The following is a 19,472-nucleotide window of genomic DNA, read 5'->3' as shown; positions in this document are numbered from 1 at the left end:
GACCTTATCAGGTCGCTTTTTTATTTGCGCAGAAAATTACTCTGCGTCCGGCTCTTCAGTTTTGTACTTCGCCGCCGTCTCTTTGATCAGCTGCTGCAGTTCGCCGCGCTGATACATTTCAATCAGGATATCGCAGCCGCCAACCAGCTCACCGTCAACCCACAGCTGTGGGAAAGTCGGCCAGTTAGCGTACTTAGGCAGCTCAGCGCGGATGTCCGGGTTCTGCAGGATATCAACGTAAGCAAAACGCTCACCACAGGCTGACAGCGCCTGAACCGCTTGTGCGGAGAAGCCGCAGCTTGGCAGCTTCGGAGAACCTTTCATATACAGCAGAATCGGGTTTTCAGCGATCTGGCGCTGGATTTTTTCAATAGTGGTGCTCATGTCTTGCTTCCTTTAACTTCTGTTACGGCATTCGTCTGACATTGTAGCGGTTCAGACTGGCATCGGAAAATAACATTTTTGTCACGTTTATACATTCTACCTCGAGTCACGAAAAGTTGCATTGCAAATGGTGTTTACCCCTGCGGCGGTCAGGGTTTTGCTTAGGGAGTGGGCAAATGTGCGACAGAACGATGAATTTTTTTGCACTTGCTAACGAAACACGATTGTAGATTGAAAAATGCTATTAACTTTCTGGGTTTTTATAGATTAGAATCGACGGGCTTTGTAAATCACACGCGGGTATTATTGATGACCTGCATTTATCAGGGGACTGCCCAGTGGCGCGGATAAATAAAATCTCGATCACGCTCTGTGCTTTACTGTTTACTTCACTCACTTTCACGCCAGTGGCAAACGCCTCTCAGCAGGCGCGGCATTCTGCTGTACAAAAAAACCATCTGGTGAAAGCCACAGAACGTAAGAAAAAAACCACCGCTAAGAACGACAAGAAAAAAACACCGGCTCAGACGAAACAGACCGCTTCCAGCAAGACAAAAACAAAACCTTCCCGCACTGCCCACTCCGCTAAAAGTAAAGCTTCGCAAACCGCCGCTAACCTCGTTACTGAAAAATGCATCACGCGTAAAGGCCACAAGGCGAAATGCACGAAGGTCACGAAAATAGCGGAAGTGCATAAAGTGCGCGTACAGAAAGCGCAAAAAACCGCGATGAACAAACTGATGGGGCAGATTGGCAAACCTTATCACTGGGGTGGCAGCTCGCCGCGTACCGGGTTTGACTGCAGCGGCCTCGTCTATTACGCCTATAAAGATCTGGTCAAATTCCGCATTCCTCGTACCGCCAATGAGATGTACCACCTGCGCGATGCCTCACCGGTTGACCGCGGTGAGCTGGAAAACGGCGATCTGGTGTTCTTCCGCACTCAGGGTCGCGGCACGGCTGACCACGTTGGCGTGTATGTCGGCAACGGGAAGTTCATCCAGTCTCCCCGTAGCGGCCAGGATATTCAGATCACCTCTCTCAGTGAAGACTACTGGGTACGCCACTACGTCGGCGCGCGTCGCGTGATGACGCCGAAAACCATTCGCTAACCCCTGCCCTGCCGCATCCGTGGCAGGGTAAGTTCCTCTTTTGCATACCCTTTCAATTTGCTATCCTGTCCATGTTGTCTGTGTGGTTATTGGCAACACAAAATACAATAAGGAGAGAAGCAATGTCGTTCGAATTACCTGCACTACCGTATGCAAAAGACGCCCTGGCACCGCACATTTCTGCGGAAACCCTGGAATATCACTACGGCAAGCATCACCAGACGTACGTCACCAACCTGAACAATCTGATCAAAGGCACCGATTTTGAAGGCAAAACGCTGGAAGAGATCGTCCGCAGCTCAGAGGGTGGCGTATTTAACAACGCCGCTCAGGTGTGGAACCACACCTTCTACTGGCACTGCCTGGCACCGAATGCCGGCGGTGAACCTGTCGGTGAACTGGCTACCGCTATCAATGCCGCATTTGGCAGCTTCGCGGATTTCAAAGCGAAATTTACCGATGCAGCCATCAAGAACTTCGGCTCTGGCTGGACGTGGCTGGTTAAAGAGGCGGATGGCAAACTGGCTATCGTGTCCACCTCTAATGCGGGTACCCCGCTGACCACCAGCGCGAAGCCGCTGATGACCGTGGACGTGTGGGAACACGCTTACTACATTGACTACCGCAACGCGCGTCCGAACTACCTGGAGCACTTCTGGGCACTGGTTAACTGGGACTTTGTCGCGAAGAACTTCGCCGCGTAAGAGACACGCAGAAGGGTTCGCCCTTCTGCGTTTTTGGTTTACTCCGCAGCGCAGGCTGCTTCAGGCTGTTTACGACCCGACATCATCACCAGCAGCAGGCCGAGCGCGGCAATAATCGCCCCCATCACCGGCACAAAGCTGTACCCCAGACCACCTGAAATCACGGCCCCACCGGCCGCCGCGCCCAGGGCATTACCCAGGTTAAACGCACCGATATTCACGGAAGATGAAAGTCCCGGCGCCTCGTGCGCGACACGCATCACGCGCATCTGCAGCGGCGGCACCACGGCGAAAGTGGCGGCTCCCCAGACGACCATCGCAATCGCGGCCCCAAACTCATTGCGCGCCAGCCACGGAATGGCAACCATGATGACAATCAGCAGGGTTAAGAAGCCCTTCAGCGTCCCGCTCACGGAACGGTCGGCAAATTTCCCGCCGAGATAGTTGCCGATCGAGAAGCCCACGCCAATCAGCACCAGCATCGCGGTAACGAAGAGAGGCGTTGCGTGGGTGATATCATGCAGTACCGGTGAAATATAGGTGTAGAGGGTAAACATCGCCCCTGCCCCCAGCACGGTGGTGAGCAGCGCGGAGAGCACCTGCGGACGCATCAGCACCGCCAGCTCTTTACGCACTTCCGGACGTTCTCCGGCGCTTCCTTTCGGCAGGGAGAAGAACAGCGCCACCATCGCAATCACGCCCAGCCCGGCCGTCGCCAGGAAAGACATACGCCAGCCGATCGCTTCTCCCAGCCAGGTTGCCGCAGGCACCCCGCCGATATTGGCAATCGTCAGCCCCATAAACATGGTTGCCACGGCGCTCGCCTGCTTGTGTTTTGGCACCACGCTGGCAGCCACGACCGATCCCAGCCCAAAGAACGCGCCGTGGTTAAGGCTGGTCAGAATGCGCGACAGCATCAATGTGGTGTAGTCCGGCGCAATGGCCGAAAGCACGTTGCCCAGGGTGAAAATCGCCATCAGGAAAATCAGCGCATTGCGGCGCGCGCGGTGCGAAAGAAGAAGGGTCATCAGCGGCGCCCCTACCATCACGCCGATAGCGTAGGCGCTGATTAACATCCCTGCCGCAGGGATAGAGACATCTACGCCCCGGGCAATAACAGGAAGTAACCCCATTGGGGAGAATTCAGTGGTGCCAATCCCAAAAGCGCCAATCGCCAGGGCCAGCAGGGGAAAATTGATTTTCATGCGTCAACTCCGGATGCCGTGTCATGTGGTGACACAGAACAAAGAAGCAGAAAGCATGACATCAATCACAAAAAATGAGAAGTTAACAAAATGGCAAAAGATTTTTGCCAGAGAAGTAACAATCCGGGGAGTCGGGAGGGAGAAGGCTCTCCCTCCGCGTAAATCAGTGCAGCGCAGCCGTCAGACCGGCCGCAACAATCAGAGCCAGCACAACAATGGTGGTGAACAGCGAAAACTTAAGATCGGAACTCATCAATTTTTCTCCTTTTAATCCCCACACGAAAAGTGAGCTTGCTCATTTTTGCACAGATTACGTCAAAAATCTTCCTGGATTTATACTGATAACCACTTTACCTCTTCCCCTTTTCATCAAGATAGGACAAAATTCCACGCTAAATTTATTAGCGTACCGGCCATTGACCCCCTCCTGACGTCCCGTGTCGTTTTCCCGGCGTGCCGCAATTCAAGATTGCGAGATAAGGGTGAGAGAAGGCAAACGTTTACCTTCAAGTTTTTCAGGAGCTTAGGATATGGTCTGGAGTGACATTTAATGGCAACAATTAAAGACGTAGCAAAACGCGCAAACGTTTCCACTACAACCGTATCACATGTAATTAACAAAACCCGCTTTGTGGCGGAAGAGACGCGCAACGCCGTCTGGGCAGCGATCAAAGAGCTGCACTATTCGCCAAGTGCGGTTGCGCGTAGCCTCAAGGTTAATCACACCAAGTCCATTGGATTGCTGGCGACCAGCAGTGAAGCGGCCTATTTTGCCGAGATCATTGAAGCGGTCGAAAAGAACTGCTTCCAGAAAGGCTATACCCTGATTCTGGGCAACGCGTGGAACAGCATTGAAAAACAGCGCGCCTACCTGTCGATGATGGCGCAAAAGCGCGTTGATGGCCTGCTGGTGATGTGTTCCGAGTACCCGGAATCCGTGCTGTCGATGCTGGAAGAGTATCGCCATATTCCGATGGTGGTGATGGACTGGGGCGAAGCGCGCGCGGACTTTACCGATTCCGTTATCGATAACGCCTTTGAAGGCGGCTATATGGCCGGCCGTTATCTGATCGAACGCGGTCACCGCGAGATTGGCGTGATCCCCGGTCCGCTGGAGCGCAACACCGGCGCGGGCCGTCTGGCCGGTTTTATGAAAGCGATGGAAGAAGCGTTGATCAACGTGCCGGAAAACTGGATTGTGCAGGGCGACTTTGAGCCGGAATCGGGCTACCGCGCGATGCAGCAGATCGTCTCCCAGCCGCACCGTCCGACCGCCGTGTTCTGCGGGGGCGACATCATGGCCATGGGCGCGCTCTGCGCTGCCGACGAGCTGGGCCTGCGCGTACCGCAGGATATTTCCGTGATCGGCTATGACAACGTGCGTAACGCGCGTTTCTTCACCCCGGCGCTGACCACCATTCACCAGCCGAAAGATTCGCTGGGCGAAACGGCCTTCAATATGCTGATGGACAGGATCGTCAACAAGCGCGAAGAGTCGCAGTCTATTGAAGTTCACCCGCGTCTTATCGAACGCCGTTCCGTTGCGGATGGTCCGTTCCGCGACTACCGTCGTTAATCGCTTTACGGGGCCAGCTATGCTGGCTCCCGTAACCATTCCCGGTTCAGCGTTTCGCTGTCTCCCAGATAATCCAGCAGCCAGGCCATCGCAGGCGAGACGTCATTTTGCTGCCAGGTGAGGCAGCAGGCCGCATCCGGGAACGGATTCTCCAGCGTCAGTTCAATCCACTCTCCGGTATCGATGCGCGGACGCGCGAAATGAACGGGCACCATCGCGACGCACAGCCCGGCGCTGAGGCACGTCGCCGACGATTCCCAGTCAGGGGCCACCACCCGCCGCTGGTTGTCCAGAAGCCAGGTGATACGCTTGGGCAATGAACGGGACGTATCCTCCAGCACCAGCGACGGCCAGTTGCGCAGCGTGTCATCGCTGAGCGGCCCTTCCATCGACGCCAGCGGATGATCGCTTGCCACCACGCATTTCCAGCTCAGCATCCCCATATCGCGAAAAGCGTAACGTCCCCCGACCGGGATCGCCTGCGTAGCCCCAATCGCCATCTCTGCCCTGCCGTCCGCCAGCGCATCCCAGACGCCGTTGAACACCTCCTGCGAGACCCGCAGCTCGACGTCAGAGAAATGACGGTAGAAATCGACGATCATCTGCCGGGTGCGTTCCGGCTTAACGATGTTATCCACCGCGATGGAAAGATGCCCCCGCCAGCCGTTAGCGATCTGCTGACACTGTTCGCGGGTGATCTGCATTTTTTTGATAACAGAACGCCCTTCCTTCAAAAACCACGCGCCTGCGGGCGTTAATTCCACATCACGATGCCGCCGTTCAAACAGCGGAACCGCCAGCCACTCCTCCAGCTGGCGCACCGTGTAGCTGATTGCCGAAGGGACGCGGTGCAGCTCCTGCGCCGCACCGCTGAAGCTGCCGTTACGTGCAACAGCATCGACCACTTCAAGAGAATAATCTGACCACATTTTCTGCCTGCAAATTTTTTGAATGCACCCGCCAAATATTAGCGTTTCACAAGCGGCTTTGCACTCCCTACACTCAGCGCCAATGTATACCTGCCTCCTCAGGAGAATAAAATAATGCAACCCAGGAACGGTTTTTTAGTCTGGCTCGGCGGCTTGAGCGTGCTGGGCTTTTTGGCCACCGATATGTACCTGCCGGCGTTTGCCGCCATGCAGGAAGATTTACAAACGCCTGCCGCCGCCATCAGCGCCAGCCTGAGTTTATTCCTCGCCGGCTTTGCCTTCGCTCAGCTGCTCTGGGGACCGCTCTCGGATCGCTTTGGTCGTAAACCGGTACTGTTGCTGGGCCTGGCCATTTTTGCCGTGGGCTGCCTGGGAATGTTATGGGTTCGCGATGCCACCTGGCTGCTGGTGCTGCGTTTTATTCAGGCCGTGGGCGTCTGTGCCGCGGCCGTGACCTGGCAGGCGCTGGTCACCGACTATTACCCTGCTAACCGCACAAACCGTATCTTCGCCACCATTATGCCGCTGGTGGGTCTCTCACCTGCCCTCGCCCCACTGCTGGGCAGCTGGATCCTCGCGCATTTCGACTGGCAGGCCATTTTCGCCACGCTGTTTGCCATTACCCTGGTCCTGATGCTGCCGGCGTTCGCCCTCAAGCCTGCGCATAAAAAAGAAGCGCATACTGACGCGAAGCCGATTACCTTCACGTCCCTGCTCAGCGCCAAAGCGTATCGCGGCAATGTCCTGATCTATGCCGCCTGCTCGGCAAGCTTCTTCGCGTGGCTCACCGGTTCGCCGTTCATTCTGCACGATATGGGCTACAGCCCGGCAGCCATCGGCCTGAGCTATGTTCCGCAGACCATCGCGTTCCTGGTAGGCGGGTACGGCTGTCGCGCGGCGCTGCAAAAATGGGAAGGTCAGCAGATGCTGCCGTGGCTGCTGGTGCTGTATGCGCTGAGCGTCATCGGGACATGGGCCGTTGGCTTTATTCCGGGCGCCGGTCTGGCCGAAATTTTGATCCCATTCTGCGTGATGGCCGTCGCGAACGGGGCGATTTACCCTATCGTTGTAGCCCAGGCGCTGCGTCCCTTCCCGCAGGCAACAGGCCGCGCCGCCGCGCTGCAGAACACCCTGCAGCTGGGGCTGTGCTTCCTGGCAAGCCTGGTGGTCTCCGCGCTGATTGCCACGCCGCTCCTGACCACCACCAGCGTGATGCTGGTGACCGTTGCGCTGGCGGTGTTGGGCTATCGCATGCAGGCCTCCGCGCAGCGTGAGCATGAAAAGAGTGCTCAGGTTGAAACGTCACATGCCTGATTGCGCCAGAAATCATGTTAATTTTCAGTGATTAGGTTGCTAAGAATTTTCTATTGAATCACCAAATTTTGAGGCCTATACTAAATTTGGTTCGATTAAATACGATAAATATTAAGTGTTAACGGGAGCCGGAGTGCTCCCGTTTTACCATGGAAGGCATTTCGGCAAGGGTTATCTCCCTTCCTCTGTTCTACGTCGGATACTAGCCTCGCGGTATTTACCGTGAGATTTCTCACAAACCAAAAAAAGCGTCTACGCTGTTTTAAGGTTCTGATCACAGTAGGGTGATGGAGAAGCTATGAGTTCATCGTGTATAGAAGAAGTCAGCGTTCCGGACGATAACTGGTCCCGGATCGTCAGTGAACTGTTAGGTCGAGCAGGCATCACTATCAATGGATCATCGCCATCCGATCCTCAGGTTAAACATCCCGACTTTTTTAAACGCGTGCTGCGAGAGGGATCGTTAGGCCTGGGAGAAAGCTACATGGACGGCTGGTGGGAGTGCGAACGTCTGGATACCTTTTTCGCCAGCGTGCTGCGTGCCGGTCTTGAAAATCAACTCCCTCGCAATCTGAAAGACACCCTGCGCGTCGCCTCTGCCCGACTGTTCAATCTGCAAAGTAAAAAACGCGCGTGGATCGTAGGCAAAGAGCACTACGATCTTGGCAACGACCTGTTCAGCCGTATGCTGGACCCTTTCATGCAGTACTCCTGCGCCTACTGGAAAGAGGCGTCGACGCTTGAAGAGGCCCAGCAGGCCAAGCTGCGTCTGATTAGCGAGAAGCTGCAGCTCCAGCCGGGTATGCGCGTGCTGGATATCGGCTGCGGCTGGGGCGGGCTGGCGTATTTTATGGCGAAACACTATGGCGTCAGCGTCGTCGGCGTCACGATTTCAGCGGAACAGCAAAAAATGGCGCGGGAACGCTGCCAGGGCCTCGATGTGGATATCCGACTGCAGGATTACCGTGACCTGAACGAACAGTTTGACCGGATCGTTTCCGTCGGCATGTTCGAGCACGTCGGGCCGAAAAACTACGCTACCTATTTTGAGGTGGTGGATCGGAATCTGAAACCGGACGGCATCTTCCTGCTGCACACCATCGGCTCTAAGCGAACCGACAATAACGTCGACCCGTGGATCGACAAATACATCTTTCCGAATGGCTGTTTACCGTCCGTCCGCCAGATTGCCAACGCCAGTGAACCCCATTTTGTAATGGAAGACTGGCACAACTTTGGCGCGGATTACGACACCACGTTGATGGCCTGGCATGCGCGTTTTCAGGAAACCTGGCCTGAGATTGCGGACAACTATTCTGAACGATTCAGGCGGATGTTTAGCTATTATCTGAATGCCTGCGCGGGGGCGTTTCGCGCACGGGATATTCAGCTCTGGCAGGTGGTATTCAGCCGTGGGATTGAACACGGATTACGTGTCGCACGCTAAAAAAATAACCCCGGATGCCCGGGGTTATTTTTTATTCTTCTTCTGCGGCGGTCTTTATTATTGCCGCTTCTTTTGCTGCCAGCACGCGCTCAACCGTATCCACCACCGCCTGGGTTTGCGGATCGATTTCAATATTCACGCGATGCCCCAGTTTTTTGGCGCCCAGCGTGGTGCGCAGCAGCGTTTCAGGAATTAAATGCACGCAAAAACGCGTTGGCGTTACTTCACCCACCGTCAGGCTAATCCCGTCAATGCCAATAAATCCTTTATAGAGGATGTATTTCATTAATGAAGGATCCTGCATTTTAAACCAGATTTGACGGTTATTTTCCGAGGTCACGATTTTTGCCACTTCAGCGGTGGTCATGATGTGCCCGGACATCAGGTGGCCGCCAATCTCATCGCTGAACTTCGCCGCCCGCTCAACGTTGACGGTATCTCCCACCGCCAGCTCGCCAAGGTTGGTGATGCGCAGCGTCTCTTTCATTAAATCAAAGCTAATCTGGTTGCCGTTAATTTCGGTAACGGTCAGGCAGCAGCCGTTATGAGCAATCGACGCGCCTGTTTCAATGCCCTCAAGCATATATTCCGGCAGCTCAACAACATGAGTACGGAAATTAGGTTTTTCATCAATGGACACCACTTTGGCGGTGCCCTGCACAATACCAGTAAACATGCTTACAACTCCTGTTTTTTCCGGACGGTGGTGACACCGTTTAATCCCACCACAATAACAGTTGGAAAAAGAGGTTGCCAGCGGAGCGCATTTTCTGGCGATTTTTTCACTAGATAAATAGCTAAAGCCCGCTACAATAGCTGGCACCCCCCTGCATTTTCTTCTTGCTGCCCGTTTCGGCGGCTTTTTTAGTCTCTCAAATAACAACAAAATAAAGGTGTTCACGTGCAGAAGTACATGAATGAAGCGCGCCAGCTATTGGCACTGGCTATACCAGTGATCGTCGCGCAAGTGGCCCAGACCGCAATGGGATTTGTGGATACGGTAATGGCAGGTGGCTATAGCGCCACCGATATGGCGGCCGTTGCTATCGGCACGTCAATCTGGCTTCCGGCCATCCTGTTCGGCCACGGTCTGCTGCTCGCGCTCACGCCGGTTATCGCTCAGCTCAATGGCTCGGGTCGTCGCGAGCGCATTGCCCATCAGGTTCGTCAGGGTTTCTGGCTGGCAGGGTTTGTCTCCGTGCTGATCATGGTCGTGCTCTGGAACGCGGGCCACATCATTCGCGCTATGCATAACATTGACCCGGCACTGGCTGATAAAGCCGTGGGCTATCTGCGCGCCCTGCTCTGGGGTGCGCCCGGCTACCTCTTTTTCCAGGTGGCGCGTAACCAGTGTGAAGGCCTGGCGAAAACCAAGCCCGGAATGGTGATGGGCTTTATCGGTTTGCTGGTCAACATTCCGGTGAACTATGTCTTTATTTACGGTCATTTCGGGATGCCGGAGCTCGGCGGCGTCGGCTGCGGCGTGGCGACAGCAGCCGTTTACTGGGTGATGTTCTTCTCCATGATCGCCTTTGTAAAACGCGCCCGTTCCATGCGCGATATTCGCAACGAGAAAAGATTTAGCACGCCGGACTGGAACATCATGACGCGTCTGGTGCAGTTAGGGTTGCCGATCGCCCTCGCGCTGTTCTTTGAGGTGACCCTGTTTGCCGTGGTCGCCCTGCTGGTCTCCCCGCTGGGCATCGTGAACGTGGCCGGGCACCAGATTGCGCTGAACTTCAGCTCCCTGATGTTCGTCCTGCCGATGTCGCTGGCGGCGGCGGTCACGATCCGCGTCGGCTTCCGCCTGGGCCAGGGCTCAACGCTGGATGCGCAAACGGCCGCCCGGACCGGGCTGGGCGTCGGCGTCTGCATGGCTGTCTGTACGGCGCTCTTTACCGTTGCATTACGCGAGCAGATTGCCCTGCTCTATAACGACAACCCTGAAGTGGTCACGCTGGCATCGCACCTGATGCTGCTGGCCGCGATTTACCAGATCTCTGACTCCATCCAGGTGATTGGCAGCGGCGTGCTGCGCGGATATAAAGACACGCGCTCCATCTTCTTTATCACCTTCATCGCCTACTGGGTGCTGGGTCTGCCGTGTGGCTATATTCTGGCCCTCACGGACTTAGTGGTTGAGCGCATGGGCCCCGCAGGATTCTGGATGGGCTTTATCATCGGCCTGACGTCGGCGGCAATTATGATGATGATGCGAATGCGCTTCCTGCAGCGCCAGCCATCAACGGTCATTTTGCAACGCGCGGCACGTTAACGACGCGGTAGCCGCCGCCCGGCGGCTACTTTCTCTTCACTTTGCGCGGTAATGAAGCAATCGCGTGAAATCAGAGAGAAAAATGCATTTTCCCTCTTGCCACCTCGGTACTGTGCCGCTAATATTCGTCCCCGTTGTCGCCGACAACACGTTGCGTTCATAGCTCAGTTGGTTAGAGCACCACCTTGACATGGTGGGGGTCGTTGGTTCGAGTCCAATTGAACGCACCATTCTGCGTCCGTAGCTCAGTTGGTTAGAGCACCACCTTGACATGGTGGGGGTCGGTGGTTCGAGTCCACTCGGACGCACCATTTCAGTCCTGAGATGGTGCAAATCCTCTTCTGATATCCTGAATTTTCCTAATCCCTTATTTTCATCATTGTTCTCCTGCTACGCTTTTCTTATGGAAAAAAAACAGGAAGACCGTCGATGAAGAAAATCGCGATTATCGGCTCCGGCCCCACAGGGATTTATACTTTTTATCATCTCCTTAAAAACAGTAAGCCGCTCTCCGTTTCCGTTTTCGAACAGGCCGATGAAGCTGGCGTGGGTATGCCCTATAACGACGACGATAACTCCCGGCTGATGCTGGCGAACATTGCGAGCATTGAAATCCCGCCCATTTTTATGACCTACCTCGACTGGCTGAAGGATCAGAGCGAAGCTCATCTGGCGCGCTTTAAGGTCGATACAACCCGCCTGCATGACCGGCAGTTCCTGCCCCGGCTTCTGCTGGGCGAGTATTTTCGCGACAGCTTTCGTTCAATCGTGAAAGAGGCCAGAAAGCTGGGGTTTCAGGTTGATGTCCATGAATCCGCCCGGGTCACCGATATCGTGTCCACGAAAGAAGGGGTCACGCTTTCCGTCAACGACAGCGCCTTTCCTGAACGCTTCGACCTTGCGGTTATCGCAACCGGTCACGTCTGGCCAGACGAGGACGAAGCCACGCGCACGTTCTTCCCAAGCCCCTGGTCCGGTCTGATGGACGCCAGTATCCCTCCCTGCCGCGTCGGTATTATGGGGACATCGTTAAGCGGTCTCGACGCGGCCATGGCGGTGGTGATGCAGCACGGTGAATTTCGTGATGATAAATTCGTGCTGGATAAAGGCAGCGACGCGTTGAAGATTGTCCTGATGTCCCGAACGGGTATTCTGCCGGAAGCCGATTTTTACTGCCCTATTCCTTATGAACCGCTGTCGGTCTTAACCGAATTTGTGGTTGAAAACGAGATCGCCAAAGGATCGAATGGCCTGCTCGACCGTATATTTACCCTGATGGTGAAAGAGCTTCAGCTCGCTGACCCGACGTGGTGTGAGAAAATATCCCTGCATAAGCAGAATGCGGACAGCATTCGTGAGGCCTGGTTTGAGGATCGTAAACGGCACGGCCCCTTTACCTGGGCCGAAGAAAATCTCAACGAGGTTGAGCGGAACAAACGCGAACGGCGCACCGTAGCCTGGCGCTATACCGTGCTTCGGCTGCATGAGGTGGTTCAGGAGATTGTTCCCCACCTCAACGAACGGGACAGAGAGCGCTTTAAGCAAGGCCTCGCCCGCGTATTTATCGACAACTATGCGGCCATCCCTCCGCAGTCTATCCGCAGGCTGCTCGCGCTTCGCGAAGCCGGCATCATCAGCGTGGCGACGCTCGGTGACGATTACGCGCTGGACGTTGGCAGCGATCGAACGGTAATCACCACACAAGAGACCGTTTACCGTTTCGACGTGTTTATTGATGCGCGAGGGCAGAAGCCGCTCAAAACGAAAGATCTGCCCTTTCCGACGCTGCGCAAACAGCTGGAAGCCACGGGTGAAGAGATACCGGACGTCGGTGAGGATTACACCTTAAAAGCGCCTGACGCCGTTCGCGGGCGCATTGCCTTCGGCGCGATACCGTGGCTGATGCACGATCGTCCCTTCGTTCAGGGGCTGGCGGAGTGTGCAGAGATTGGGGAAGCAATGGCGAAGGCGGCGGAAAAACCCGCGTCGGGATCGCGGCGCAGACTACCGTATATCGAGAACTGACAGGGCTTCCATGCCCTGCTGTCGCGGATTACTCGAAGAAGACTTCCGGGTTTTCAGACAGCGAAACGAAGGATTTCGTCGCTTTATCCAGGGCAAGAATTTTGCCGCTTTCAATGTCGTACACCCAGCCGTGCAGTCGGATGGAGTTATTACGCAGGCCCACCGCGACGGACGGGTGGGTCTTAATGTTGCTCAGCTGCGCAAACACGTTCTCCTGCACCATCGCATTGACTTTATCGATCGGCTTATCCCAGGTTTTCTTCTCTACCACGGCTTTCGCCGCGTCAGAATAGCGCAGCCAGTGTGACACAGCAGGCATCGGCTCCAGGTTCGCGTTATCGGCAATCGCCTTCATCGCGCCACAGTTGGAGTGACCGCAAATCACGATATCCGTGACGCCCAGCGCCACCACGGCGTATTCGATGGTTGCAGACACGCCGCCAGGCTCCGGCCCAAACGGCGGCACGATGTTGCCAGCATTACGAATGACAAAGAGTTGTCCTGGCTCTTGCTGGGTGACCAGTTCCGGGACCAGACGGCTGTCGGAGCATGAGATGAACAGCGCTTTGGGATTCTGGCTGGACGCTAAACTGCGGAAGAGTTCTTTACGTTGCGGGAAAATCTCTTTTTGAAAGCTGAGAAAACCTTCAATGATATGTTGCATAGCAATGTCTCTTTTATCTGTTTTAGTTTAGGCATGATCGAGATCACACTCGTAAAGTTTACCCATCGTGGTTTACTTCAGACAAGCAATATATTTCTGGCCCGACCGCTGAACAATCTCGTCCGCGAAGGCCGGGATGTTCTGCCCTTCAAACGCGCCGTAAAGACGTTCGAAGGTTTTGCCTTCGAGATGATTCACCACCGACGCCACGGCGCGGGCCGGCAGCGGAAGATAATTCGGGTAGCTCCACATAAACGAGACGGCGTCTTTACCCGGCGTGACCTGCAGAATATCGCCCACCAGCAATACCCCATCCCCCTCCTGCCAGTGCAGCACCGTTCCACCGGCAAAATGCCCGCCCAGACGCAGCAAGGTGACCGACGGGAAAATCTCCAGCGCATCCCCCTCCCAGAAATGAATGGCCGGGCTGTCGCGCATGACCCACTCTCTGTCGCTGGCGTGCAGGTAAACCGGCGCATCAAACGCCGCAGCCCACTCCTGCATCGTGGTGTAATAGTGCGGATGTGAAATAGCAATCGCGCTGATGCCGCCGAGGGCGGTAATGAGCGTTTTGGTTGCGGGGTCGATGTTGGCGATGCAGTCCCAGAGGATATTGCCGTGGGGCGTTTGCAGGAGCAGCGCCCGCTGGTTTATCGCAAACGCGGGCACCGTTTTGATCCCGAACAGCCGCGGCTCCAGCTGCTGCCATTTGTTGGTATGGGTGGCGGTGACGGTGTCGAAATCGGTCCATGCCTGGCCCGTGGCGGGCACGTACTGACGCTCATCCTCGCAAATCGGGCATCTGTCCGGGCGGGCATCGTAGGCGGTTCCACAGGTTTTACAGAGTGTAATCATGTGCTCTCCTCAGCGATAAAGCACTGAGTATGGCAGGGATTATCCTTATGTGCTGCGAGGTACATTGCTGGCTTTTTTTGCCCTATACTGTGCCAGTATCAAAAACTGAACAGAGCAGGTGCCACATGGAAATTGATCTCGATAACTTAGTCTTTAACGGTCTGGATGAAGCCGAAGAGCGTAATGCCGAACGTCTGGACGATGCAGACAAAAAAGCGCAGGCGATTGTCGCCGACGACGACTGCGGCGACGCCTGCAAAATCTAATAAAAAAGCACCGGGAAACCGGTGCTTTTTTATTTCACTCGTTATACGTCACGCACACCTCGTTCCAGTACGTTTCGCGCGTGCGGCGCAGTTCAGCGTGACGTTTTATCATGGAACCACTCCGGGTCAATGTTGGCAACGTCGACGCCATACAGGCTGGCGACAGGCAGGATTGACTCAAGAACACGTTGCGCGCTGTTCTCCGCATTCACTGGTCGGGTCGCAAAAAACCGCCGTAACGTGCTGATCCATTTTTTCATCATCTTACCCTCTCTCGCCGTGTCTGATCTCAGTTAAGCACTCAAATGCCTCGCGGGGGAAATACCAAAATTCACTGTTGATGTGCAGGATCTGCAAATAGCATCCCGTTCTTTTCACTCTTCATTAACACGTTGTTCACTAATGCTTTTTTGCTCATAGCAAAGAACGATTTCTTATTTGGCGATAGCTTTCGCTTATGGGAGCGTAGCGGGGTAAAACAAAAACAACGGGATGGCGAATGACTATGGCAGCAAATATGAAAGGGTTTACCAAACGGACACTGGTTCTGGGATTACTGGCGGCGGGGAGCCTGCTTTCAGCGCAGGCACAGGCCGATCAGCTGGCGGATATTAAGGCCGCAGGGGTGGTGAAAGTGGCCACGTTTGACGCCAACCCGCCGTTTGGCTCTATTGATGCCAAAACGCACGAGATCGTGGGTTATGACGTGGACTTCGCCAAAGCGCTGGCAAAATCGCTCGGCGTGAAGCTTGAACTGGTTGCCACCAATCCGGCTAACCGTATTCCGCTGCTGCAGTCCGGGAAAGCCGATCTGATCGTGGCGGATATCACCATCACCCCGGAACGCGCGCAGGTGATTGATTTCTCGACGCCTTACTTTGTCACCGGCCAGCAGTTCCTGGTGCCGGCTAAATCACCGGACAAGCTTGATGACTACAGCCGGGCGCGGATTGGCGCGGTCAAAGGAACGACGGGCGAGCAGGCGCTGCACCAGCGTTTCCCGCAGTCACGCGTGCTCTCGTATGACGATATTCCGCTGGCGCTGACGGCGCTGCGCAACGGTAACGTACAGGCCATCACCCAGGACAGCACTATTCTGGCCGGTCTGCTGGCGCAGGCGCCGGATAAAGCGAACTTTAAAATCCTGCCCGATCTGCTCAGCAAAGAAGAGATTGGCGTTGGGGTGAAGAAAGGTGAAACGGCGCTGCTGAAGGCCGTTAACGACGAGCTGGTTAATCTCGAGAAGAACGGTCAGGCAGCAAAAATCTACGATGTCTGGTTTGGCCCAAACACGCCTTCCCCACAGCCTCGCGCCTTTAAAATAGAAGCCAGATAATTATGCTCTCAGGTTTATTTTCACACTCCGCGGCCGGTGCCGCGGATTTTTCACATCTGGAACAGGCCAGCGTCGAGTTTCGTCATGTGGACAAACGCTACGGTGACCATCAGGTTTTAAACGACATTAACCTCACCATCACGCCCGGTGAAGTGGTCGCCATCCTCGGCCCTTCGGGTTCCGGTAAATCCACCCTGATTCGTCTTATCAACCAGCTTGAAACCCTAAGCGGCGGAGAGATTCTGGTCGACAACAAGCCTACCGCAAAGCTCTCCGGTACCGGGCTGCGCCAGCTGCGCAGCCGCGTGGGGTTTGTGTTCCAGCAGTTCAATCTTTACGCCCACCTCACCGCCAGCCAGAACATTACCCTGGCGCTGGAGCACGTTCACGGCTGGAAGCCGCAGCCAGCTCAGGAGCGCGCGCTGGCCCTGCTGGAGAAGGTCGGGATGCTGGAAAAAGCCCACCATTTCCCGGCAGAGCTTTCCGGTGGACAGCAGCAGCGCGTCGCGATTGCCCGCGCCCTGGCCTCTTCACCGCAAATCATTCTGTTCGATGAACCCACCTCCGCGCTGGATCCGGAGATGATTGGTGAAGTGCTGTACGTGATGAAAGCCCTCGCCCACAGCGGGATCACGATGATCGTGGTGACCCACGAGATGCAGTTTGCCCGGGAAATTGCCGACCGGATTGTCTTTATCGACGGCGGGCAAATTTTGGAAACCGCGCCACCGGCACAGTTTTTCAGCCAGCCGTCGCATCCGCGCGCGCAGCGGTTCCTGCAGAAGGTGCTCAACCCGCTGCATCAGGAGCATCTGTAATGCCCGCGCTCGACTGGCAGGGGGTACTGACCGGACAGCCTCTGCAGTGGATACTCTCCGGATTCCTCACCACCCTGTGGGTCACGCTTGCCGGGATGCTGCTGGCCAGCCTGCTCGCACTGCTCTTTATGCTCCTGCGCCTTTCCGGCGGACGCCCCGGGAACGCGGTCGTCAGCAGCTGGGTGTCGCTGTTTCGCAATACGCCGCTGCTGGTGCAGCTGCTGTTCTGGTATTTTGCCGCCTGGAACGGGCTACCGCAGGCGTTCCGCGACGCGGTGAACGCGGATCACAGCTGGTCAATTCTGCCCGGCGACGTCTGGTGGTTTACGCCCGAATTTTTATGTTCTGCCTGGGGGTTGGGCGTCTTTACCTCGGCGTTTTTAATCGAAGAGGTGGAATCGGGGTTACGTTCCGTACCTGCCGGACAGCGGGAGGCGGCGCTCGCGCAGGGATTCTCCGCGTGGCGTCTGTTTCGTTACATCCTTCTGCCGCAGGGCCTGGCCAACGCCTGGCAGCCGGTCGTGGGCCAGTACCTAAATCTGATGAAGCTCTCCTCGCTCGCGAGCGGGATTGGCTTTGCCGAGCTGACCTATCAGGTCAGGCAGATCGAGAGCTATAACGCGCACGCGCTGGAGGCGTTTACCCTCGGTACCGCACTCTATCTGCTGACCGGCCTGGTCATGGGGCTGGTGCTGGTTCGCATCGGGCCTGACGCGAAACGTAAACGCCCAGGCGTCGCCACCACAGGGAGTGAAAAACATGATTGCCGGACTTAACGTCATCACCGATAACCTCGACTATCTGCTGTGGGGACGCGCGGCGACGGGTGAACCGGGGGGCGTATTGCTGTCGTTGATGATGGCGGCCGGGGCCGCCGTCATCGCCCTGCCCGGTGGGATAGTGCTCGCGTGTTTGGCCTGGCGCTTTACCGGGCTCGTGCGAAAGGCCCTCTTTTTATGGGCAGAGCTGATCCGCGGTATCCCGCTCATCTTCGTAATTTTCTGGATGTGGTATCTCCTGCCGCTTATGACCGGAGGCGATCTGCCGGGAGCGCTGACCGTCACGCTGGCTCTGGCCTGGTTTACCGCGGCAACCGTGATGCACTCGGTGCTGGCCGGGCTTAACGCGCTACCGTCCGGGCAGTACGAGGCCGCACTGTCTCAGGGCTTCAGCACGCAGCAAACCCTCCTGCGCGTGCTGCTGCCGCAGGCGCTGAGGAATATTCTGCCGTCGCTGGTGGGGATTTTTATCAGCCTGCTGAAGGATACGTCGCTGGCGTTTATCGTGAACGTACCGGAGCTGACCACGGTGGCGGGACAGGTCAACAACCGGGTGCAAATCTACCCGGCGGCCATTTTTATCTTTACGGGCGTGGTCTACTACCTGCTCTGCTGCTCGCTCGAACAGCTTGCGAAACGCTGGCGCATTACCCGGCCAGCGCTTTAACCACCGTTTCCATCGCTTCAGTTGTCAGTTCACTGCGCTTAACGCGCTGGTTCGCCAGCGCGGTACGCAGGACTCCGGCAATGACAATATGCTTTGGCTCCTGCCCTAAATCACGCATCTCAAGCACCACCTTCCCGACCACCCGGCACATCTCCTGGTACAGCGCTTCATCTTTGGTCACGTTACCCATCGTCATCACTCCATTGCCTTTTAAACGTTGAGCTTAAATGATTCTCCTGCCGGATACAAAAAAGAAGCCCGGCGAGAGACTCGCCGGGCTTCATCTGTAAAATCAGTAAATTAGTTGTTTACTGGGATGACCGCGCCTTTGTACTTGGTGCGGATCCAGTCCTGAATCTCTTTCGAGTGCAGCACGTTCACCAGCGCAACGATATCTTTCTTCTTCTCGTCACCGCGATGCACGGTAATGATGTTGGCGTACGGGTTATTTTCACCGCTCTCTACCGCAATCGGGTCGTGAACCGGATCCAGACCGGCGTCAATCGCGTAGTTGGCGTTAATCACCACCGCATCGCCTTCGTTGTTGTTGTACATCTGCGGCAGCAGAGAGGCTTCCACGTTCGGCGTGAACTTCAGCTTTTTCGGGTTCTCAACGATGTCGCTGATGCGCGCGGTCACTTTATCGATGCCCGGCTTCAGCTTGATCACGCCCTCTTTCTCGAAGATGGAGAGAATACGCCCCTCTTCAGAAACCGCGTCACGCATGATGATCTTGCCACCTTCCGGCAGGTCTTTCAGCGACTTGTATTTTTTGGAGTAGATGCCGATTGGCTCAATGTGGATCGCGCCCGCACTGACGAAATCGTAGTCTTTATCGCCCGCATGATCCTTAAGCACGCTGTTCAGGTAAGGAATGTGCTGGAAATAGTTCGCGTCGATGTCATGACCCGCCAGCGCGGTGTTCGGCAGAATGTAGTCCTGGAACGGTTTAATCTCCAGGTCGATACCCTGCTTCGCCAGAATCGGCTTAGCCTGCTCCAGAATTTCGGCGTGCGGCGTGTTGGATGCGCCCACGGTCAGGGTGTCGGCCCAGGAGGCGAAGCTCAGGGCGCTCAGGGTTGCGGCGGCGATCAGTGTCAGTGTTTTTTTCATGAT

General features: G+C 55.7%; 22 protein-coding genes and 2 tRNA genes. 14 read left to right on the top strand and 10 right to left on the bottom strand.

All coding sequences use genetic code 11. The features are described 5' to 3' along the window. Positions 1-36: 36 nt before the first annotated feature. Complete coding sequence (gene grxD / locus NI40_RS09630; protein ID WP_003832760.1) at positions 37-384, bottom strand: monothiol glutaredoxin 4; 348 nt, start codon at positions 382-384, stop codon at positions 37-39. Between the two features lie 338 nt (positions 385-722). Here grxD and NI40_RS09625 point away from each other — a divergent pair, with 338 nt between their 5' ends. Further along, positions 723-1,496, top strand: coding sequence for a C40 family peptidase (locus NI40_RS09625; RefSeq protein ID WP_023311354.1), 774 nt, complete (start codon positions 723-725; stop codon positions 1,494-1,496). Between the two features lie 122 nt (positions 1,497-1,618). Continuing rightward, positions 1,619-2,200, top strand: coding sequence for a superoxide dismutase [Fe] (sodB, locus tag NI40_RS09620; RefSeq protein WP_029739795.1), 582 nt, complete (start codon positions 1,619-1,621; stop codon positions 2,198-2,200). 38 nt (positions 2,201-2,238) lie between these two features. Here sodB and NI40_RS09615 read toward each other — a convergent pair whose 3' ends face one another. Further along, complete coding sequence (locus NI40_RS09615; protein ID WP_039262334.1) at positions 2,239-3,405, bottom strand: MFS transporter; 1,167 nt, start codon at positions 3,403-3,405, stop codon at positions 2,239-2,241. A 163-nt stretch (positions 3,406-3,568) separates the two neighbouring features. Beyond that, complete coding sequence (gene cydH / locus NI40_RS23905) at positions 3,569-3,658, bottom strand: cytochrome bd-I oxidase subunit CydH (RefSeq protein WP_014883553.1); 90 nt, start codon at positions 3,656-3,658, stop codon at positions 3,569-3,571. 297 nt (positions 3,659-3,955) lie between these two features. On the opposite strand from cydH, the gene purR reads away from it, so the two are divergent. Next, on the top strand, positions 3,956-4,981 hold the full coding sequence (purR, locus tag NI40_RS09610) for an HTH-type transcriptional repressor PurR (protein WP_023335431.1): 1,026 nt from the start codon (positions 3,956-3,958) through the stop codon (positions 4,979-4,981). A 17-nt stretch (positions 4,982-4,998) separates the two neighbouring features. Here the strand turns inward: purR and punR are convergent, their stop codons facing one another. Continuing rightward, entirely contained in the window at positions 4,999-5,910 is a 912-nt protein-coding gene (gene punR / locus NI40_RS09605; protein WP_039262335.1) for a DNA-binding transcriptional activator PunR, read from the bottom strand. A 114-nt stretch (positions 5,911-6,024) separates the two neighbouring features. On the opposite strand from punR, the gene punC reads away from it, so the two are divergent. Next, complete coding sequence (punC, locus tag NI40_RS09600; RefSeq protein ID WP_039262336.1) at positions 6,025-7,224, top strand: purine nucleoside transporter PunC; 1,200 nt, start codon at positions 6,025-6,027, stop codon at positions 7,222-7,224. Between the two features lie 298 nt (positions 7,225-7,522). After that, positions 7,523-8,671, top strand: a complete 1,149-nt coding sequence (gene cfa / locus NI40_RS09595) for a cyclopropane fatty acyl phospholipid synthase (RefSeq protein WP_039262337.1) — start codon at positions 7,523-7,525, stop codon at positions 8,669-8,671. A gap of 31 nt (positions 8,672-8,702) precedes the next feature. On the opposite strand, the gene NI40_RS09590 is transcribed toward cfa, so the two are convergent. Then, complete coding sequence (locus tag NI40_RS09590; RefSeq protein WP_039262338.1) at positions 8,703-9,347, bottom strand: riboflavin synthase; 645 nt, start codon at positions 9,345-9,347, stop codon at positions 8,703-8,705. A gap of 225 nt (positions 9,348-9,572) precedes the next feature. Here NI40_RS09590 and mdtK point away from each other — a divergent pair, with 225 nt between their 5' ends. From mdtK to NI40_RS09570, 4 genes are all read left to right on the top strand, one after another. Further along, entirely contained in the window at positions 9,573-10,946 is a 1,374-nt protein-coding gene (gene mdtK, locus NI40_RS09585; RefSeq protein WP_039262339.1) for an MdtK family multidrug efflux MATE transporter, read from the top strand. A 153-nt stretch (positions 10,947-11,099) separates the two neighbouring features. Beyond that, positions 11,100-11,176: transfer RNA gene (locus tag NI40_RS09580), tRNA-Val, on the top strand. A 4-nt stretch (positions 11,177-11,180) separates the two neighbouring features. Then, positions 11,181-11,257, top strand: a tRNA-Val gene (locus NI40_RS09575). Positions 11,258-11,375: 118 nt separating this feature from the next. Further along, positions 11,376-12,971, top strand: a complete 1,596-nt coding sequence (locus NI40_RS09570; RefSeq protein WP_039262340.1) for an FAD-NAD(P)-binding protein — start codon at positions 11,376-11,378, stop codon at positions 12,969-12,971. A 28-nt stretch (positions 12,972-12,999) separates the two neighbouring features. Here the strand turns inward: NI40_RS09570 and NI40_RS09565 are convergent, their stop codons facing one another. Both NI40_RS09565 and NI40_RS09560 read right to left on the bottom strand, forming a co-directional pair. After that, positions 13,000-13,635, bottom strand: coding sequence for a carbonic anhydrase (locus tag NI40_RS09565; protein ID WP_039262341.1), 636 nt, complete (start codon positions 13,633-13,635; stop codon positions 13,000-13,002). A gap of 72 nt (positions 13,636-13,707) precedes the next feature. After that, positions 13,708-14,490, bottom strand: a complete 783-nt coding sequence (locus NI40_RS09560; RefSeq protein ID WP_039262342.1) for an MBL fold metallo-hydrolase — start codon at positions 14,488-14,490, stop codon at positions 13,708-13,710. Between the two features lie 125 nt (positions 14,491-14,615). Here NI40_RS09560 and NI40_RS23900 point away from each other — a divergent pair, with 125 nt between their 5' ends. Then, positions 14,616-14,756 (top strand): hypothetical protein, encoded by a 141-nt coding sequence (locus NI40_RS23900; RefSeq protein ID WP_003857665.1) that lies wholly within the window; start codon positions 14,616-14,618, stop codon positions 14,754-14,756. A gap of 92 nt (positions 14,757-14,848) precedes the next feature. On the opposite strand, the gene NI40_RS24095 is transcribed toward NI40_RS23900, so the two are convergent. Next, positions 14,849-15,019 carry a hypothetical protein gene (locus NI40_RS24095; protein ID WP_157843316.1) on the bottom strand — a complete coding sequence of 57 codons (171 nt, stop codon included), beginning with the start codon at positions 15,017-15,019 and terminating at the stop codon, positions 14,849-14,851. A 242-nt stretch (positions 15,020-15,261) separates the two neighbouring features. Here NI40_RS24095 and NI40_RS09555 point away from each other — a divergent pair, with 242 nt between their 5' ends. Genes NI40_RS09555 through NI40_RS09540 form a run of 4 tightly spaced genes read left to right on the top strand, consistent with a single transcriptional unit; the run spans position 15,262 to position 18,356 of the window. Next, positions 15,262-16,092 carry an ABC transporter substrate-binding protein gene (locus NI40_RS09555; protein ID WP_161798672.1) on the top strand — a complete coding sequence of 277 codons (831 nt, stop codon included), beginning with the start codon at positions 15,262-15,264 and terminating at the stop codon, positions 16,090-16,092. Positions 16,093-16,094: 2 nt separating this feature from the next. Continuing rightward, positions 16,095-16,910 carry an amino acid ABC transporter ATP-binding protein gene (locus tag NI40_RS09550; protein WP_039262344.1) on the top strand — a complete coding sequence of 272 codons (816 nt, stop codon included), beginning with the start codon at positions 16,095-16,097 and terminating at the stop codon, positions 16,908-16,910. Further along, positions 16,910-17,686, top strand: a complete 777-nt coding sequence (locus NI40_RS09545; RefSeq protein WP_039262345.1) for an amino acid ABC transporter permease — start codon at positions 16,910-16,912, stop codon at positions 17,684-17,686. Before NI40_RS09550 ends, NI40_RS09545 begins: the two co-directional genes overlap by 1 nt. Then, positions 17,670-18,356: an amino acid ABC transporter permease gene (locus tag NI40_RS09540; protein ID WP_032657777.1), complete on the top strand. Its 687-nt coding sequence runs from the start codon at positions 17,670-17,672 to the stop codon at positions 18,354-18,356. Before NI40_RS09545 ends, NI40_RS09540 begins: the two co-directional genes overlap by 17 nt. Here the strand turns inward: NI40_RS09540 and fumD are convergent. Further along, on the bottom strand, positions 18,337-18,546 hold the full coding sequence (gene fumD, locus NI40_RS09535) for a fumarate hydratase FumD (RefSeq protein WP_008500615.1): 210 nt from the start codon (positions 18,544-18,546) through the stop codon (positions 18,337-18,339). The two genes, NI40_RS09540 and fumD, sit on opposite strands and share 20 nt — an antisense overlap. A 110-nt stretch (positions 18,547-18,656) precedes the next feature. After that, entirely contained in the window at positions 18,657-19,469 is an 813-nt protein-coding gene (locus tag NI40_RS09530; protein ID WP_008500616.1) for a MetQ/NlpA family ABC transporter substrate-binding protein, read from the bottom strand. Between the last annotated feature and the right edge of the window lie 3 nt (positions 19,470-19,472).

Origin of the sequence: Enterobacter sp. E20 (assembly GCF_000801755.2) — a bacterium.
In the GTDB taxonomy this organism is placed as follows: Bacteria; Pseudomonadota; Gammaproteobacteria; order Enterobacterales; family Enterobacteriaceae; genus Enterobacter; species Enterobacter asburiae_B.
The sequence above is the reverse complement of the archived record's forward strand: the minus strand, read 5'-3'. Positions and strand labels throughout refer to the sequence as shown.

Excerpts from the sequence above, each read along its gene's own strand:
- fumD (WP_008500615.1), bottom strand. The coding sequence starts at position 18,546 with ATGGGTAACGTGACCAAAGATGAAGCGCTGTACCAGGAGATGTGCCGG.
- cydH (WP_014883553.1), bottom strand. The coding sequence starts at position 3,658 with ATGAGTTCCGATCTTAAGTTTTCGCTGTTCACCACCATTGTTGTGCTG.
- NI40_RS09530 (WP_008500616.1), bottom strand. The coding sequence starts at position 19,469 with ATGAAAAAAACACTGACACTGATCGCCGCCGCAACCCTGAGCGCCCTG.
- sodB (WP_029739795.1), top strand. The coding sequence starts at position 1,619 with ATGTCGTTCGAATTACCTGCACTACCGTATGCAAAAGACGCCCTGGCA.
- NI40_RS09540 (WP_032657777.1), top strand. The coding sequence starts at position 17,670 with ATGATTGCCGGACTTAACGTCATCACCGATAACCTCGACTATCTGCTG.
- punR (WP_039262335.1), bottom strand. The coding sequence starts at position 5,910 with ATGTGGTCAGATTATTCTCTTGAAGTGGTCGATGCTGTTGCACGTAAC.
- NI40_RS23900 (WP_003857665.1), top strand. The coding sequence starts at position 14,616 with ATGGAAATTGATCTCGATAACTTAGTCTTTAACGGTCTGGATGAAGCC.
- NI40_RS09565 (WP_039262341.1), bottom strand. The coding sequence starts at position 13,635 with ATGCAACATATCATTGAAGGTTTTCTCAGCTTTCAAAAAGAGATTTTC.
- NI40_RS09570 (WP_039262340.1), top strand. The coding sequence starts at position 11,376 with ATGAAGAAAATCGCGATTATCGGCTCCGGCCCCACAGGGATTTATACT.
- NI40_RS09615 (WP_039262334.1), bottom strand. The coding sequence starts at position 3,405 with ATGAAAATCAATTTTCCCCTGCTGGCCCTGGCGATTGGCGCTTTTGGG.
- punC (WP_039262336.1), top strand. The coding sequence starts at position 6,025 with ATGCAACCCAGGAACGGTTTTTTAGTCTGGCTCGGCGGCTTGAGCGTG.
- NI40_RS09560 (WP_039262342.1), bottom strand. The coding sequence starts at position 14,490 with ATGATTACACTCTGTAAAACCTGTGGAACCGCCTACGATGCCCGCCCG.
- NI40_RS09550 (WP_039262344.1), top strand. The coding sequence starts at position 16,095 with ATGCTCTCAGGTTTATTTTCACACTCCGCGGCCGGTGCCGCGGATTTT.
- grxD (WP_003832760.1), bottom strand. The coding sequence starts at position 384 with ATGAGCACCACTATTGAAAAAATCCAGCGCCAGATCGCTGAAAACCCG.
- NI40_RS09555 (WP_161798672.1), top strand. The coding sequence starts at position 15,262 with ATGGCAGCAAATATGAAAGGGTTTACCAAACGGACACTGGTTCTGGGA.
- NI40_RS09590 (WP_039262338.1), bottom strand. The coding sequence starts at position 9,347 with ATGTTTACTGGTATTGTGCAGGGCACCGCCAAAGTGGTGTCCATTGAT.
- NI40_RS24095 (WP_157843316.1), bottom strand. The coding sequence starts at position 15,019 with ATGATGAAAAAATGGATCAGCACGTTACGGCGGTTTTTTGCGACCCGA.
- cfa (WP_039262337.1), top strand. The coding sequence starts at position 7,523 with ATGAGTTCATCGTGTATAGAAGAAGTCAGCGTTCCGGACGATAACTGG.
- purR (WP_023335431.1), top strand. The coding sequence starts at position 3,956 with ATGGCAACAATTAAAGACGTAGCAAAACGCGCAAACGTTTCCACTACA.
- NI40_RS09545 (WP_039262345.1), top strand. The coding sequence starts at position 16,910 with ATGCCCGCGCTCGACTGGCAGGGGGTACTGACCGGACAGCCTCTGCAG.